This is a genomic window from Sphingomonas natans (assembly GCF_030546695.1).
Lineage (GTDB): Bacteria > Pseudomonadota > Alphaproteobacteria > Sphingomonadales > Sphingomonadaceae > Sphingomonas_I > Sphingomonas_I natans.
The window spans coordinates 25,332-39,738 of sequence record NZ_JAUOTP010000002.1 but is presented as its reverse complement, the minus strand read 5'-3'; the positions used below and the strand labels follow the sequence as shown (position 1 = coordinate 39,738).

The 14,407-nt window shown below is 67.7% G+C and carries 16 protein-coding genes and 1 tRNA gene; 9 read left to right on the top strand and 8 right to left on the bottom strand.

Annotated features, from left to right (window positions below):
* Nucleotides 1-6: 6 nt before the first annotated feature.
* Both Q4F19_RS03870 and Q4F19_RS03865 read right to left on the bottom strand, forming a co-directional pair.
* Nucleotides 7-747, bottom strand: a complete 741-nt coding sequence (locus Q4F19_RS03870; RefSeq protein WP_303540036.1) for a TlyA family RNA methyltransferase — start codon at nucleotides 745-747, stop codon at nucleotides 7-9.
* On the bottom strand, nucleotides 744-1,307 hold the full coding sequence (locus Q4F19_RS03865) for a DUF6456 domain-containing protein (protein ID WP_341850155.1): 564 nt from the start codon (nucleotides 1,305-1,307) through the stop codon (nucleotides 744-746). Before Q4F19_RS03865 ends, Q4F19_RS03870 begins: the two co-directional genes overlap by 4 nt.
* Nucleotides 1,308-1,396: 89 nt before the next feature.
* Here Q4F19_RS03865 and Q4F19_RS03860 point away from each other — a divergent pair, with 89 nt between their 5' ends.
* Nucleotides 1,397-1,963: a helix-turn-helix domain-containing protein gene (locus tag Q4F19_RS03860; protein ID WP_303540035.1), complete on the top strand. Its 567-nt coding sequence runs from the start codon at nucleotides 1,397-1,399 to the stop codon at nucleotides 1,961-1,963.
* 154 nt (nucleotides 1,964-2,117) lie between these two features.
* On the opposite strand, the gene Q4F19_RS03855 is transcribed toward Q4F19_RS03860, so the two are convergent.
* Nucleotides 2,118-2,193 (bottom strand) — tRNA-Val (locus tag Q4F19_RS03855).
* Nucleotides 2,194-2,442: 249 nt separating this feature from the next.
* Entirely contained in the window at nucleotides 2,443-3,354 is a 912-nt protein-coding gene (locus Q4F19_RS03850) for a winged helix DNA-binding protein (RefSeq protein WP_303540986.1), read from the bottom strand.
* A gap of 175 nt (nucleotides 3,355-3,529) precedes the next feature.
* Between Q4F19_RS03850 and Q4F19_RS03845 the strand changes: the two genes are divergently transcribed.
* From Q4F19_RS03845 to recN, 4 genes are all read left to right on the top strand, one after another.
* The gene (locus tag Q4F19_RS03845) at nucleotides 3,530-4,090 is read left to right on the top strand and encodes a hemerythrin domain-containing protein (protein ID WP_303540033.1); all 561 of its coding nucleotides are present in this window, start codon (nucleotides 3,530-3,532) and stop codon (nucleotides 4,088-4,090) included.
* A 150-nt stretch (nucleotides 4,091-4,240) separates the two neighbouring features.
* Entirely contained in the window at nucleotides 4,241-4,621 is a 381-nt protein-coding gene (locus tag Q4F19_RS03840) for an Mth938-like domain-containing protein (protein ID WP_303540031.1), read from the top strand.
* Nucleotides 4,622-4,691: 70 nt separating this feature from the next.
* Nucleotides 4,692-5,477: an outer membrane protein assembly factor BamD gene (locus Q4F19_RS03835; protein WP_303540029.1), complete on the top strand. Its 786-nt coding sequence runs from the start codon at nucleotides 4,692-4,694 to the stop codon at nucleotides 5,475-5,477.
* 183 nt (nucleotides 5,478-5,660) lie between these two features.
* Nucleotides 5,661-7,319 (top strand): DNA repair protein RecN, encoded by a 1,659-nt coding sequence (recN, locus tag Q4F19_RS03830; RefSeq protein WP_303540028.1) that lies wholly within the window; start codon nucleotides 5,661-5,663, stop codon nucleotides 7,317-7,319.
* Nucleotides 7,320-7,518: 199 nt separating this feature from the next.
* On the opposite strand, the gene Q4F19_RS03825 is transcribed toward recN, so the two are convergent.
* Entirely contained in the window at nucleotides 7,519-8,439 is a 921-nt protein-coding gene (locus Q4F19_RS03825) for a DMT family transporter (protein ID WP_303540026.1), read from the bottom strand.
* 133 nt (nucleotides 8,440-8,572) lie between these two features.
* Nucleotides 8,573-10,807 (bottom strand): phosphoribosylformylglycinamidine synthase subunit PurL, encoded by a 2,235-nt coding sequence (purL, locus tag Q4F19_RS03820; RefSeq protein WP_303540024.1) that lies wholly within the window; start codon nucleotides 10,805-10,807, stop codon nucleotides 8,573-8,575.
* Between the two features lie 121 nt (nucleotides 10,808-10,928).
* Between purL and Q4F19_RS03815 the strand changes: the two genes are divergently transcribed.
* Nucleotides 10,929-11,396 carry a DUF1203 domain-containing protein gene (locus Q4F19_RS03815; protein ID WP_303540022.1) on the top strand — a complete coding sequence of 156 codons (468 nt, stop codon included), beginning with the start codon at nucleotides 10,929-10,931 and terminating at the stop codon, nucleotides 11,394-11,396.
* A 66-nt stretch (nucleotides 11,397-11,462) separates the two neighbouring features.
* On the opposite strand, the gene Q4F19_RS03810 is transcribed toward Q4F19_RS03815, so the two are convergent.
* Nucleotides 11,463-11,843: a hypothetical protein gene (locus Q4F19_RS03810; RefSeq protein ID WP_303540020.1), complete on the bottom strand. Its 381-nt coding sequence runs from the start codon at nucleotides 11,841-11,843 to the stop codon at nucleotides 11,463-11,465.
* Nucleotides 11,844-12,017: 174 nt separating this feature from the next.
* Here Q4F19_RS03810 and Q4F19_RS03805 point away from each other — a divergent pair, with 174 nt between their 5' ends.
* Nucleotides 12,018-13,010, top strand: coding sequence for a cysteine synthase A (locus Q4F19_RS03805; RefSeq protein WP_303540018.1), 993 nt, complete (start codon nucleotides 12,018-12,020; stop codon nucleotides 13,008-13,010).
* Between the two features lie 189 nt (nucleotides 13,011-13,199).
* Here the strand turns inward: Q4F19_RS03805 and Q4F19_RS03800 are convergent, their stop codons facing one another.
* On the bottom strand, nucleotides 13,200-13,706 hold the full coding sequence (locus Q4F19_RS03800; RefSeq protein ID WP_303540015.1) for a PilZ domain-containing protein: 507 nt from the start codon (nucleotides 13,704-13,706) through the stop codon (nucleotides 13,200-13,202).
* Nucleotides 13,707-13,914: 208 nt separating this feature from the next.
* Between Q4F19_RS03800 and Q4F19_RS03795 the strand changes: the two genes are divergently transcribed.
* The gene (locus Q4F19_RS03795; RefSeq protein WP_303540013.1) at nucleotides 13,915-14,163 is read left to right on the top strand and encodes a hypothetical protein; all 249 of its coding nucleotides are present in this window, start codon (nucleotides 13,915-13,917) and stop codon (nucleotides 14,161-14,163) included.
* A gap of 5 nt (nucleotides 14,164-14,168) precedes the next feature.
* Nucleotides 14,169-14,327: a hypothetical protein gene (locus Q4F19_RS03790; RefSeq protein ID WP_303540012.1), complete on the top strand. Its 159-nt coding sequence runs from the start codon at nucleotides 14,169-14,171 to the stop codon at nucleotides 14,325-14,327.
* The last annotated feature ends 80 nt before the right edge of the window (nucleotides 14,328-14,407 follow it).

Genomic DNA, 14,407 nt, shown 5'->3' with positions numbered 1-14,407 from the left:
GAGCGCTTATCGCCTCGCCGCCATCAGGAATTCGACATTGCCCTCAGGCCCGGTGATCGGGCTCGGGACGATCCCCTCAACCGTCCAGCCCTTGCCTTCGATCCACGCGCGCGCCTCGGCGCAGACGCGGGCGTGGACGTCGGAATCGCGGATCACGCCGCCCTTGCCGACTTCCTCGCGCCCCGCCTCGAACTGCGGCTTAATGAGCATCACCGCGCGCGCATCGGGCTTCGCGAAATCGAGCGGGCGATCCATCACCTTGGCGAGCGCGATGAAGCTCGCGTCGCAGACGAGGATGTCGATGGGCTCGGGCACCTGCGCATCGGTGATGGCGCGGGCGTTGGTCTTTTCGTGGACGATGACGCGCTCGTCCTGGCGGATCTTCCAGGCGAGCTGGTTGGTGCCGACATCGATCGCATAGACCTTGGCCGCGCCGCGCGTCAGCAGCACGTCGGTGAAGCCGCCCGTCGACGAGCCGACGTCCATCGCCACGGCGCCGGTCACGTCCCAGCCGAAATGCGCGAGTGCATGATCCAGCTTGATCCCCCCGCGCGAGACCCAGGGATGATCGCGGCCGCGCACATCGAGCGGGACATCGTCGGCGATGGCCTCGCCCGCCTTGGCGATCTTGCGCTCGCCCGCATAGACGAGGCCCGCGAGGATCAGCGCCTGCGCACGCGCGCGGCTTTCGACGAGGCCGCGATCGACGAGCGCCTGATCGACGCGGGACTTTTTCGGGGGGCTCACGGGAGCCGGTAATAGTCGGCGACCCGATCGAGCGCCATGAGCAGGACGAGCTTGCCCGATCTTTTGGGCCAGCCGAGCGCACCCTCGGCCGCCTCCAGTCCGCTCCCGTCGCACACAACGCGCCAGAGGATGTCGGCCAGACCGGTGCCGGCGGCGGCGATGGCCGCGTCGAAGCGGCGCTTGGCCGCGATGCCGGCGAGCGTCGGATCGAGCGGGGCGTCCGCCGCGCGCCGGCCGCGGGCGACGGGGCTCGGATCCCAGCGCATCGTCACGCGCGGCCCGAGCTGCGCCATCGTCCAGTCGGCGCGCAGTCGCTCGCCCGCATCGAACTGGCGCGTCGAGACGAGGCCGCGCGCGTGGAGCCAGCCGAGCGGCGATTCGGCGAGATTGACGGTGACGCTGCGGCGCGGGGCGCGGCGCGCGGCAGGAGTACGAGCGGCGGACGCGGCGCTCTCTGCCCGGGCGCTCTGCCCGGTGGCCAAGGCGTGCGACGCGTCGCAGATCGATCGTTCGACAAGCAGGCGGTTGGGGCGGGCATCGGGCAAAGGCGCGTGCGGCATGGGACATCCCTTCGTTGCTGAGTCGCGGCCCTTGCCACGAAGGCGCATCTGTAGGACAGTAGATAACCTATCTGGTACTGGGGGCGACGATGATCACCTGCATTCGCGAGATACGACGCGCCAAGGGGCTGACGCTGCTGGATGTCGCCGAACGCTGCGCGCCGCCGACGACCGCGCAGACGATCGGCCGGCTGGAAATGGGGACGCGCACCGTCTCGGTCGGCTGGCTCAACCGGATCGCGGACGCGCTGGGCGTCGCCGCCGCCGATCTGGTGCGGCTACCGACGCGCGCCGACCTGCCGATCGTCGCCGATCTCGGCCTGGAGGGCGCGCGCGCGCTTTCGCATCCGGTGCAATTGCCGCTGCCCGAAGCGCTGCCGGGGATGGTAGCGGTGCGCGTCGTCGGCGGGGTCGGTGATTATCGCGCTGGGGACATCATCTGGTGCGAGCGGCTGGATCCGGCGCGCTTCGGAGAGGCGATGAACCGCGACATCGTCGCGCCGCGCCCGGCGGGGCGCTTCGGCTTCGGCCGGCTGATCCAGCGCGAGGCGGGCAAATTGCTCCTGCTGCCGCCGACGCCGGGCGCGAAATCGGTCGTCGTCGCCGATCCGGCGTGGATCGGCGTGGCGCGCAAGCTGGTGCGGGATTTGCGGTAAGGCTCGTGGGGACGACTGTTGCGGTCCTTGTCCATCCGGGGACCATCGTGCTCCGGCGAAAGCCGGAGCGTTGGCAGCGATCGGCATCGCCTGACGCCGGGGCTCCGGCCTTCGCCCGAGCACGATCGCTTGGCGGCAAGTCTCGTCGCGCGGCTGGTAGTGGCTGACGGGCTCGAACCGCCGACCCTCTCGGTGTAAACGAGATGCTCTACCAACTGAGCTAAGCCACCGCCGGAGCGCGCCCTAGCCAATGTGCGCGCGGTGCTCAAGCGGCGGATCAGCGCAGCAGGATCGTGGCGAGGCCGATCGCGATCCATATCAGGCTGCCGAACTGGATGCCGCGCACCAATCCTTCCGCCGAATTGCCAAGCTCATCCATTGTCGTCCCCCCGGTCCGCTACAGGGCGACTAATCGGGGCCGATTGATCGATCCAACAATGTGATCCCTTCACTCAGATCGACTGGGGCGATGACCCCACTCAGATGCCGGTCAAGCCTGCGCGCTGGAGCGCGTGGAAATAGGCGGTCATGCCCGCCGCTGCCGTCTCCGACAGCTCGATGAAGACGCGACGCCCGTCCTGCGGATCATCGACGCGGACGAATAGGCCCTCGTCGGTGAGCGTCTTGATCCAGCGCAATCCCGTCGTCGCCGGGACGGCCGCGGCGATGCAGAGGCTGGAGACGGCGACGGTGCGCCCCTCGATCCGCGCCGCCATCAGATCGAGCAGCATGTCCCATGCCGGATCCGCGAACAGCTCGGCCGAGAAATAATGTTCGCGCAGCCGGCGCGCGCGGATGTAGCCGCGGATCATCGCGGCGGAGGCGTCCGGAAAGGCGCTTCCGTCGTCGTCGGGCTGCGCCCGCCGCAACGGGCGGGCCAGCGCGTCGCTCTCCGAAAGGGCCGCGAGCGTCTGCGCGATCCGTCCGACCTCCTCGCTCAACTGCTTGAGACGCGCATGGCCGAGCTCGCCGGCGAGCTGCGGCACGCGCGCCGCGCCGGCCAGAGCGAGCGCGAGCGCGGCGACGCGCTCCACCTCGCTTGCGCCGCACTGAAGGACGACATGCGGATGCGGGCAGCGCGCCGCGGCCAGATCGATGAGATCGGGCGTGACCGTGACCAGGCTCATGAAGCGATCGTCGCGCGCAGCGAGATCGAGTCGGTCGAGCAGCCGATCCAGCGCGGGATCGTCCCGGCTGGCATCGACGACGACGACCCCGATATCGCAGGCCTCGTCGATCCGGGCGAGCGCGCTGCCGACCGGCCCGGAGCCGGCGATCCTGCCGTCCAGTCCCGAGATCGCGCGTTCCTGTTCGGAGAAACCGGCCGGGCTATCGGCGAAGAGCAGGATCGACGGTGAGGATCGATAGCTGTCCGCCAGGCCCACGGGCATTCCCCTCACGATTCAATCCCCGAAAAAAGCTACGAAACGCAATCCGCGCGTTCAACCGAATCCGTTTCGGAACCGGACGATTCGCGGCCATTCCGATCCGATCTGGAGATTTCTCGAGCCGGGAACCGGGCCGCTTCCTGGCGCGCTTTGCAGGACACGCTTCGGGAGCAGCACGATGGCCGAGAATTATGCAGCGCGAAATACTCAAGGCCTCCACCGGATCGCCGAGGACGATCCGCTCGCGATCGCGCTGCTGAAGGAGGAGCATCATCGCTTCCGCGAGCTCTTCACCGAGGCGAACGACGCCGAAGGCGAGCGGCTCAAGCATGTAGCCGACGAATTGTGCCTGCGGCTCGACGTCCACATGACGATCGAGGAGGAATTGCTCTACCCGACGGGCAAGGAAGTCGGCGAGACCGAGGAAGTCGACGAGGGCATCGTCGAGCATGCCGCCGGCAAGCAGCTCGCCGCCGAGATCGCGCAGCTCAACGGCACCGAGGAGCTCTACAAGAGCAAGGTCCATGTGCTCGGCGAACAGACCATCCACCATATCGACGAGGAGGATGAGGAATTGTTCGAGGAGATGAGGGAGGCTCACGTCGCCGGCAAGATCGATCTCGACGCGCTCGGCGAAAAATTGCGCGCGCGGCAGGCCGAGCTCTACCAGAAGATCGAGGAATCGGGCGATCTCGGGCCGACCAATGAGGCCGACGCGGAAGAGATCGCGCACGTTTGAGATGTCCCGTCATCCCAGCGGAGGCTGGGATCCATGCCTCTCGCAGCAAGCTGTCCGCTGATGGTCAGAGACATGGACCCCAGCCTGCGCTGGGGTGACGGCCGAGAATTTGCTGTTCCGCCGCCTAGCCCGCCCCGGTAGGGCGCGCACATGTCCAAGCTCGACCAGACCCCCGCCGCGATCGGCCCGCTCGTCGCCGCCGTCGGCCCCAGCGGCTTTCGCGTCGGCGACCGGATGGTGCCGGGCGGGCTGATCCTGACGCCCGACGATGCGCTCGATTGGGAGGCTGGCTCATTCGACGCGCTCGCCGAGGCGGATTTCGCGCCGCTGCTTGTGCTGAAGCCGCTGCCCGAATTTGTCCTGCTCGGCACCGGCGCGACGCTGCGCCGGCCCGCGCCTGCACTCACCGCTGCGCTGGAGGCGAAGGGCCTGTTCCTCGAGCCGATGGACAGCCGCGCCGCCGCGCGCACCTGGGGTCTGCTCCGCGCCGAGGGGCGGAACATCGCGGCCGCCCTGCTGCCGATCGCCTGACATCGCTTCGCTCCACGCTCTGGCGCATCCCCCTTCCAGCCGCCCGATCCCTCGGCTAAGGCCCGCCGTCATGCGCGTGTCCCTTCGCTCCGCCGCCCTCATCGGCATCGCCCTTGCCACCCTGCCGCTCGCCGGCTGCGCGGGGCGTTCGAAGAAGGGGCAGGACAGCAATCGCTACGTCGCCCGTGACGTCGATACGCTCTACAATGCGGCGAACGACGCGCTGGCGAAGCGCCAGTATCGCTTCGCGGCCGGGCTGTTCGACGAGGTCGAGCGCCAGCATCCTTATTCGCCCTGGGCGCGCCGCGCCGAGCTGATGAGCGCCTTCGCTTATTATCTCGCGCACAATTATCCGGAGTCGATATCGGCCTCGCAGCGCTTCCTCTCGATCCACCCCGGCAATCGCGACGCGCCTTATGCGCTGTATCTGATCGCGGTCGACTATTACGAGCAAATCGCCGACGTCACGCGCGACCAGAAGATCACGGCGCAGGCGCTCGATGCGATGGGCGAACTGATCCGCCGCTATCCCGACAGCAAATATGCGGCCGATGCGCGGCTCAAGGTCGATCTGATCAACGATCATCTCGCCGGCAAGGAGATGGAGATCGGGCGCTTCTATCAGCGGCGCGGCGAATGGCTGGGCTCGGTGATCCGCTTCCGCACCGTGATCGATCAATATCAGTCGTCGAGCCACACGCCCGAGGCGCTGATGCGGCTGACCGAGAGCTATCTGGCGCTGGGCGTGATCGACGAGGCGAAGAAATCCGCGGCGGTGCTGGGTGCGAACTATCCGGGCACCGATTATTATCAGCATGCCTATCAGCTGATCCAGAAGAAGACGAAGGCGGGCTGATCGCTTTTTGGGCAATTCAGCGATGCTGAATTGCGTGCGGCACCGGCCCGCTCCCCCACCCGACCTCCCAATCAGGATACTCTGTGGGAGGTCGGGTGGGGGAGCGGGCCGGTTTCGCCCCCGCGCTAGCGGGCAAGAACGGCCACCTTCCGTTCTCCGCGCGGCTCTCGTAGAGAGGGCGCGATGCTGACCCGCCTCGCCATCCGCGACGTCGTGCTGATCGAGGCGCTGGACCTCGATTTCGGGCCGGGCCTCGCGACGCTGACCGGCGAGACCGGCGCGGGCAAATCCATATTGCTGGATGCGCTGGGCCTCGCGCTCGGCGCGCGTGCCGAGACCGGACTCGTCCGCAGCGGCGCGGCGCAGGCGAGCGTCGCGGCCAGCTTCGATCTGCCCGCCGATCATCCTGCGCTGGCGATCCTCGAGGAAGGCGGGCTGGAGAGCGAGCCGGGCGAGCCGCTCGTCATCCGCCGCCAGCTGCGCGCCGACGGCGGCAGCCGCGCCTTCGTCAACGATCAGCCCGCCTCGGCGGGGTTGCTGCGGGCGCTGGGCGGGACGTTGGTCGAGATCCACGGCCAGCATGACGATCGCGGCCTGCTCAATCCGCGCGGGCATCGGGCGCTGCTCGATGCGTTCGCGCGTTCGCAGACCGGTGCGGTCTTGGCCGCGCATGCGCGCTGGAAGGCGAGCGAGGAGGCGCTGGCGCAGGCGCAGGCCGAGATCGAAAGCGCCGCGCGCGACCAGGAATGGCTCGAGCATGCCGTCGCCGAGCTGACCAAGGCCGCGCCCGAGCCCGGCGAGGAAGCGAGCCTCGCCGAAGCGCGCGCCGACATGCAGAAGGGCGCGCGGCTGGCCGAAGAATTGTCGGCGGTGAGTACGCATCTCGACGGATCGGACGGCGCGCTCGCGCAATTGCGCCAGGCGACGCGGCGGCTCGACCGGATCGCGGCCGAGGACGAGCGGCTCGCCGAGGCGCTGGCCTCGCTTGATCGCGCGCTCGTCGAGGCGGGCGAGGCCGAGGATCTGCTCGCGGCGGCGGGCAATGCTTTCGCCTTCGATCCTACGCGGCTTGAGACGATCGAGACTCGCCTGTTCGATCTGCGCGCGCTCGCCCGCAAGCATCGCGTCGAGCCCGACGATCTGGCGGCGCTGACGCAGGAGCTGTCGGCGCGGCTGGAGCGGATCGAGGCGGGCGGGGCGGGCATCGCCGCGCTGGCACGCGAGGTGAAGCTCGCGCGCGAGGAGTATGTGGAGGCGGCCGGCGCGCTGTCGGCGGCACGTACCGCGGCGGCGGCGCGGCTCGATGCTGCGGTCGCCAGCGAGCTCGCGCCGCTCAAGCTGGATTCGGCACGCTTCCGCACCGTCGTCGAGACCTTGCCCGAGGGGCAATGGGGTCCGGCGGGGCGCGACCGGGTCGAATTCGAGATTTCGACCAACCCGGGCGCGCCCTTCGCGCCGATGATGAAGATCGCGAGCGGCGGCGAATTGTCGCGCTTCATCCTCGCGCTGAAGGTCGCGCTGGCCGAAGAGGGCGGGGCGGGGACGATGATTTTCGACGAGGTGGATCGCGGCGTCGGCGGTGCGGTCGCCAGCGCGATCGGCGAGCGGCTGGCGCGGCTTGCGGGCGCCACGCAATTGCTGGTCGTGACGCACAGCCCCCAGGTGGCGGCGAGGGCCGACCGGCACTGGCTGATCGAGAAGAGATCGGACGGGCTCGTCGCGCGGACCGGCGTGCATGTGCTGGACGAAGCGCAGCGGCGCGAGGAAATTGCGCGGATGCTCTCGGGCGCGGAAATCACCGACGAGGCGCGCGCGCAGGCGGATCGTCTGCTGGCGGCTTAGCGCTCATATCGTACCCGCTCATCCTGAGGAGCCATTGAGCCCTTCGACTGCCTGCCAAGGCAGGCGCTCAGCATGAACTTCGTGCCATAGGCACGAAGTCGAAATGGCGTCTCGAAGGACCAGCACCGACAGTAACCGTCCTTCGAGACGGGCCTTCGCCAAAGCTCAGTCCCTCCTCAGGATGAGCGGTTGCGGCAGGCTAATCCGTCCCCAATCCGTGGCTCACCGTCGCGGGTGCCTGCCGCTCGCCCAGCACGACGATGACGCTGCCGATAATGATCAGCAGTCCGCCGCCGATCAGTCCCACCCCCGCCGGATCGCCGAATAGGGTGATGCCGACGATCGCGCCGATCAGCGGCTCGATATTGATGAACACGCCCGCCGCCGCGCTGCCGACGCGCGACGAGCCATAGGCCCAGGCGGCAGTGGCGACGAAGGTCGCGAACACGCCCTGGCCGATGATCCCCGCCCAGGCGACGGGGCCGAGCGCGAGCGGCGGCGCGCCGTGGAGGAAGAGCGCGATCGGCAGGATCGTCGCGACCGCGACGAGCACAGTCACCGCTGGAACCGCCATCGGATCCTTGGTCGCGGGCGCGCGCTTGAGGACCATCAGCCAGGCGAGGAAGACGAGCAGCGAGAGGAGCGAGAGCGCGATGCCGTAGGGCGTGCCCGCGCCCTCGGGTTTGCCGGCGATGAGCGCGGCGCCGGCGGTGGCGGCGACGACGCCGATCCACGAGGCGCGGCTGACCTTCTCGCGCAGGATCCACGCGGCGACGGCGACGAGCGCGGGCATCGCGCCGACGAGAAGCGCGGCGAGGCTGACGGTAACCTGCGTCAAGCCCTCGAACTGGATCAGGAAGGCGACACCGTAGAGGAAACCCGCGAGCAGGACCGGCGGCGAGCGGAACAAGGCGCGCGCCTCGGCGCGCAGCGCGAAGGGGAGCGCGACGAGGCTGGCGACCGCGAAGCGCAGCAAAATCATGTGCGCCGCGCCGACTTCGTGGAGCGCGAGCTTGCCCAGGGGAAAGCCCATGCCCCAGCACAGGCCCGAGAGGGTGAGAGCGAGGAAGGGGAGGAGGCGGGTGGGCGAAGGCCGTCCGATTATACCCGGACCGCTCATCCTGAGGAGCCACTGAGCTTGGCGAAGTGGCGTCTCGAAGGACAGGGCCGGACAGGTGCTTCGAGACGAGCCTTCGCCAAGCTCAGTCTCTCCTCAGCATGAGCGGGTTGGAGGTGATTTGATCCGGTCGAAGTCACGCCAGCGCCGCGTCCGCGCCCATCAGCGTCGGGAAGAAGCCCTCATGCGCCGATCGCAGCGCGTCCAGCGTCGCGCAATGATCGCCCGCGTCGAGCTCGAAGATTACGCGCTTGCCCGCGGTCGTCCGGCCGATCGGCTCGACCTCGATCCCGCCCGCCTGCGCGCCGGCGAGGAAGCCGAGCAACGCGTGATCGTCGACCGTGACGACGTAGAGGTCCTGATCCTCGGCGAAGAAGGAGCCGGCCAGACCGAAGGGGGCGGGCGCGTCGATGAGCGCGCCGATATTGCCGGCGAGCGCCATCTCCGCGATCGCGACGGCGAGCCCGCCGTCGGCGACATCGTGGCAGGCGCTGATCCAGCCCTGCTCGATCGCGTTGCGGATATAGTCGCCCGTGCGGCGCGTCTCGGCGAGATCGACGGTGGGGGGCGCGCCCTCCTCGCGGCCGTGCAGCTCGCGCAGCCACAAGGACTGGCCGAGCTCGCCCTTGCGCGCGCCAACGAGGACGATGACGTCGCCGGCGTTGCGGAAGCCGATGCCGACGGTGCGCGTCCAGTCCTTGAGCAGGCCGATCGCGCCGATCGCGGGCGTCGGCAGGATCGCCGATCCGCCGCCGGTCGCCTTGCTCTCGTTGTAGAGGCTGACATTGCCGCTCACGATCGGGAAATCGAGCACGACGCACGCGTCGCTCATCCCCTCGAGCGCGCCGACGATCTGCCCCATGATCTCGGGGCGCTGCGGATTGGCGAAGTTGAGGCAGTTGGTGACGGCAAGCGGCGTCGCGCCGACCGCGGTAAGGTTGCGCCACGCCTCGGCCACCGCCTGCCGGCCGCCCATGACGGGATCGGCGAAGCAGTAGCGCGGCGTGCAGTCGGTCGTCATCGCCAGCGCCTTCTGCGTGCCATGGACGCGCACGACCGCGGCGTCGCCGCCGGGGCGCTGGACGGTGTCGCCACCGACCTGCGTATCATATTGCTCCCAGATCCAGCGGCGCGAGGCGATATCGGGCGAGCCCATCAGCGCGATCAGATCGGCGGCGATGTCGGTGCATTCGGGCACGTCCGCAAGCGGCGCGGGCGTGGGCGTCGGCACGTGCGGGCGATCGTAGAGCGGGGCATCGTCGGCGAGCGGGCCGAGCGGAATGTCGCAGACCGTCTCGCCATTGAACTTCAGCACCATATGGCCGGTCTCGGTGACGGCTCCGATGACCGCGAAATCCAGCTCCCACTTACGGAAGATCGCTTCTGCGAAATCCTCGCGGCCGGGCTTCAGGACCATGAGCATGCGCTCCTGGCTTTCGCTCAGCATCATCTCGTACGGCGTCATGCCCGTTTCGCGCTGGGGCACGGCGTTCATGTCGAGCTCGATGCCGACGCCGCCCTTGCTCGCCATCTCGACCGCCGAGGAGGTCAGGCCCGCCGCGCCCATGTCCTGGATCGCGACGATCGCGTCCGACGCCATCAGCTCGAGGCACGCCTCGATCAGCAGTTTCTCGGTGAAGGGATCGCCGACCTGCACGGTCGGGCGCTTCTCGTCCGAATCCCCGCCGAAATCGGCCGAGGCCATCGTTGCGCCGTGGATGCCGTCGCGCCCGGTCTTCGAGCCAACATAGACGATCGAATTGCCGATGCCCGAAGCGGCCGAATAGAAGATCTTGTCCACATCGGCGACGCCGACCGTCATCGCGTTGACGAGGATGTTGCCGTCATAGGCGGGGTGGAAGTTCACCTCCCCGCCGACGGTCGGCACGCCGACGCAATTGCCGTAGCCGCCGATGCCGTGGACGACGCCCGCGATCAGGTGGCGCATCTTGGGATGATCGGGGCGGCCGAAGCGGAGCGCATTGAGATTGGCGATCGGGCGCGCGCCCATCGTGAACACGTCGCGCAGGATCCCGCCGACGCCCGTCGCCGCGCCCTGATAGGGCTCGATATAGCTCGGATGGTTGTGGCTCTCCATCTTGAAGATCGCCGCCTGGCCGTCGCCGATATCGACGACGCCCGCATTCTCGCCCGGGCCGCAGATCACCTGCGGGCCGGTGGTGGGGAGCTTCTTCAGGTGGATGCGGCTGGATTTGTAAGAGCAATGCTCGGACCACATGACCGAGAAGATGCCGAGCTCGACGAGATTGGGCTCGCGACCGAGCGCGGACAGGACGCGCGCATATTCCTCCGGGGAGAGGCCATGTTCGGCGACGGTTTCGGGAGTGATGGCGGAGGCGGCGCTGGTCATGCGCCGCCGATAGCGGAGGCGAACGGGCTTGTCAGCGCAGGAAGGCAGCTTTGGCCGCAAGGATCGGGAAGCGGACACACCCTGAGGCGCCCATGATCGTCGCCAGAAAAGGAGACGTGCCATGTCGTTCCGCATCCAGGGGCTCGATCCCGCGCCGTTCCGTCATCTCTGGGGACTGTCGAACGAGGCACTGGCCGGATTCGGGGCCCGGCGCCACGTCGTGGATGCCAAGCCGGGCTGTCCCGATCGGATCATGGTGCGCGACCTCGATCCGGGTGAGACCGCCATCCTGCTCAATTACGAGCATCAGCCGGCGGATACGCCCTATCGATCGCGTCATGCGATCTTTGTCGCGGAGGGGGCGAGCGAAGCGCTGGATATGGTGGACGAGATTCCGGAGGTGATCCGCATCCGCCCGATCTCGCTCCGCGCCTTTACCGCGTTCGGCGAAATGCTGGATGCGGATCTGGCAGACGGGCATGATCTCTCGCCGCTCATCGAACGGCTCTTCGCCAGGCCCGACGTGGCCTATCTCCACGCCCATTATGCCAAGCGCGGCTGCTATGCGGCGCGGATCGTGCGCGCCTGAGGTCTTTAAAACGAAACGGGCGGGGATCGCTCCCCGCCCGTTTCGTTCTTCGATTCGGTTGGAAGATCAGGCGTCGCAGGCCTGGGCGCTGCCGCCGGGCTTCTTGACCGTGATCGACTTGGCGTCGGCCGTGCCGGTCACCTCATAGTCGCTGCCGACATAAGGCTGGCCGGGGGCCGGGGCGGTCAGCGAGATCGCGGTGGCGTCCTTCTTCGGCTTGATCGAGGCGGTCGTGCCATCGTTGAACCAGTCGACCGAGACGACGCTATTGTCCTTGCAGCGATAGGTCGTGCTCGCGAGCATCGCCGGCGGCAGCTTTACCGGCGGCGCGGCTTTGATCTTCTCGGCATCGGGATCCATCAGGTTTCCGGCCGTGATGGTCTCGGGCTTGCCGCAAGCCGAGAGCGCCAGGAGAAGGACGAGGGGGGCGAGGACGATTTTCTGCATGACCCGTTCTTTTGCGGGCGGATCGAGCCTCGTCAAGCGCACTATCACGCAATCGCAACATTTTTGCTGCGGATGCGATGAAAAACAGGTCCGAAGCGAGACGAAAGGCGGGGTTTCCGGCGGCCAAGCCGAGGCTCCTTGCCGGGAGCGGGCCGTCTGCTATCTCGGGCGGCGATGACAAAAATCGCCCATGACGTCCTCGCGCTCGTCGGCAATACGCCGCTCGTCCGGCTCCAGCGCGCGAGCGAGGAGACCGGCTGCGAGATCCTCGCCAAATGCGAGTTCATGAACCCCGGCGGATCAGTAAAAGACCGTGCCGCGAGATACATCATCGAGGATGCCGAGGCACAGGGGACGCTCCGGACGGGCGGGACGATCGTCGAGGGGACGGCGGGCAATACCGGGATCGGCCTCGCGCTGATCGGGGCCGCCAAGGGCTATCGCACGATCATCGTGATTCCCGAGACGCAGAGCCAGGAGAAGAAGGACACGCTGCGCGCGCTGGGCGCCGAGCTCGTCGAGGTCGCGCCGACGAGCTATTCCAACCCCGCCCATTATGTGCACACGTCTCGCCGCATTGCGGAAGAAACGCCCAATGCGCTCTGGTCCAACCAGTTCGACAATATTGCCAACCGGATGGCGCATATTCGCGGCACCGCACCCGAAATCTGGGCGCAGACCGAAGGCCGGATCGACGGCTTCACCTGCGCGGTAGGCACCGGCGGCACGCTCGCCGGCGTGGGTCTCGGACTCAAGGAAATGAGCCCGGGCGTGACGATCGCGCTGACCGATCCGCACGGCGCCTCGCTCTATGATTATTATGCGCGCGGAGAGCTTCACGCCGAGGGCAGCTCGGTCGCCGAGGGGATCGGCCAGAGCCGGATCACCGCCAATCTGGAAAGCGCGCCGATCGACACGCAATTCCGGATCGGCGACGAGGAGGGGCTGGCGCAGGTCTTTTCCCTGCTGCGCGAGGAGGGGCTGTGCCTCGGGCTTTCGTCGGGCATCAACGTGGCGGGCGCGATCGCGCTGGCGCGCGAGCTGGGGCCGGGCAAAAGGATCGTGACGATCCTGTGCGACAGCGGGATGCGTTACCTCTCGACGCTGTTCAATCCGGCATGGCTGGATGCGAAGGGGCTGCCGAAGCCGGACTGGCTGACGCGCTGAGATTTGCCTCTCCCGTCCAGGGGCCGTTGCCAATATCGGGCCAACCCCAAAACCGTTCGTGCTGAGCCTGTCGAAGCATCGTCCTTCTCTCGAATATGGTCGAGAGAACAACACGGCCCTTCGACAAGCTCAGGGCAAACGGGATAGGGGTTTCGCGTTCTTCAACGTTCCCTTCCGGGGAGGGGAAGATCAGCCCAGGTGGCTCGCGACGATCGCGAGCGGCGCGCCGAGCATATCGCGGACGGCACTGGCGACCAGGATCGCGCCGGCAACGCCGCACGCGGTCAGCACCACGAACTGGAAGATCGCCGCTTTCTGCCGGCTGCGCTCGAAGGCTTCGGCGGGATCGGGCCGGTGGCCGCGCGGTAGGGTGCGGCGGTCGATCGCCGGATCCGGCGGGCAGGCGCCTTTCGTGACCCCGCCCAGCATCTCGATGTCGATCCGATCCTGCGTGCGGATGCCGAAATGGCGATCGTCGTGCCACACGACCTTGCCGACGATCACGACCTCGGCGCCGCGCCGGATCTCGACATAGGAGCGGACCGGCGGGGCCGCGTTGACGCGCGCCATCAGCCCGCGCGAAGAGATGTTGAGGATCGTGACGTCGGTCCATGCCTCGCCCGCGCGCATCCGTGCAGGCACGCAGACGCGGATCCGCGCTTCGCGCGGCCGAAAGCCCGCGCGCACCTTTTCCACCAGATTGTAGGCGACACTGGCGATGGAAAATCTCCGAAACAGAACCAGTTTGGCGCAAATCCGGTTAAAATCGGGTTGCCGACCGGTCCTGCCCGGCGGGTTCGTTCCGAAGCCGCTGCGCCGCTCCGGCGACTCGACGGTTCACAAGCCCGGCTCGTCGCACTATCTTGCGCGGGATGACAGGTCCCCGCTTTTTCCGAAAACGGTCATGCAGCGCGTTCGCGTCGGCCTGACCGGGCTCGCCTTCGTCTTCCTGCTGGTCATGCTGGCGACGGCATTCCTGCGGATGGCGGGCGGATCGGAGGCGACGGGCAACGCCACGCTGGCGCCGACCAACAGCACCGCGCCCAGCGAGCCGCTGGCGCAGCTTGGCGTGGTCCCGGGCAATCCGCAGCAGGCTGATCCGGCGCCCGCTGCGAAGCCCGGCCCTGCTCCCTCATCTGTTCCGGCACAGTGAGACGGATGGCCATCCGCCATCCTTTCCCTCGAAAAACCATCGACATGCGCCAACAATTTTTGCCCACACAGCTTTATCCACAGGCTTGTTTTGCCTCAACCGTTTGGGATTACAGCGGAATTTCAGCTTTTGCCCGTGATGCCGCATGGGATTGTGCACCATAGAAACCCATACAGCGGTATTGAAACCCATACTTATACCATGATAGTCCCGATCGAACCTTGGGAAGGGTGGCGTTCGTCCG

What these genes read in the sequence shown, in the direction of transcription:
- Q4F19_RS03865 (WP_341850155.1), bottom strand. Translation starts at nt 1,307, where the DNA reads ATGCCGCACGCGCCTTTGCCCGATGCCCGCCCCAACCGCCTGCTTGTC.
- Q4F19_RS03860 (WP_303540035.1), top strand. Translation starts at nt 1,397, where the DNA reads ATGATCACCTGCATTCGCGAGATACGACGCGCCAAGGGGCTGACGCTG.
- Q4F19_RS03850 (WP_303540986.1), bottom strand. Translation starts at nt 3,354, where the DNA reads ATGCCCGTGGGCCTGGCGGACAGCTATCGATCCTCACCGTCGATCCTG.
- Q4F19_RS03845 (WP_303540033.1), top strand. Translation starts at nt 3,530, where the DNA reads ATGGCCGAGAATTATGCAGCGCGAAATACTCAAGGCCTCCACCGGATC.
- Q4F19_RS03840 (WP_303540031.1), top strand. Translation starts at nt 4,241, where the DNA reads ATGTCCAAGCTCGACCAGACCCCCGCCGCGATCGGCCCGCTCGTCGCC.
- Q4F19_RS03835 (WP_303540029.1), top strand. Translation starts at nt 4,692, where the DNA reads ATGCGCGTGTCCCTTCGCTCCGCCGCCCTCATCGGCATCGCCCTTGCC.
- recN (WP_303540028.1), top strand. Translation starts at nt 5,661, where the DNA reads ATGCTGACCCGCCTCGCCATCCGCGACGTCGTGCTGATCGAGGCGCTG.
- Q4F19_RS03825 (WP_303540026.1), bottom strand. Translation starts at nt 8,439, where the DNA reads ATGAGCGGTCCGGGTATAATCGGACGGCCTTCGCCCACCCGCCTCCTC.
- purL (WP_303540024.1), bottom strand. Translation starts at nt 10,807, where the DNA reads ATGACCAGCGCCGCCTCCGCCATCACTCCCGAAACCGTCGCCGAACAT.
- Q4F19_RS03815 (WP_303540022.1), top strand. Translation starts at nt 10,929, where the DNA reads ATGTCGTTCCGCATCCAGGGGCTCGATCCCGCGCCGTTCCGTCATCTC.
- Q4F19_RS03810 (WP_303540020.1), bottom strand. Translation starts at nt 11,843, where the DNA reads ATGCAGAAAATCGTCCTCGCCCCCCTCGTCCTTCTCCTGGCGCTCTCG.
- Q4F19_RS03805 (WP_303540018.1), top strand. Translation starts at nt 12,018, where the DNA reads ATGACAAAAATCGCCCATGACGTCCTCGCGCTCGTCGGCAATACGCCG.
- Q4F19_RS03795 (WP_303540013.1), top strand. Translation starts at nt 13,915, where the DNA reads ATGCAGCGCGTTCGCGTCGGCCTGACCGGGCTCGCCTTCGTCTTCCTG.
- Q4F19_RS03790 (WP_303540012.1), top strand. Translation starts at nt 14,169, where the DNA reads ATGGCCATCCGCCATCCTTTCCCTCGAAAAACCATCGACATGCGCCAA.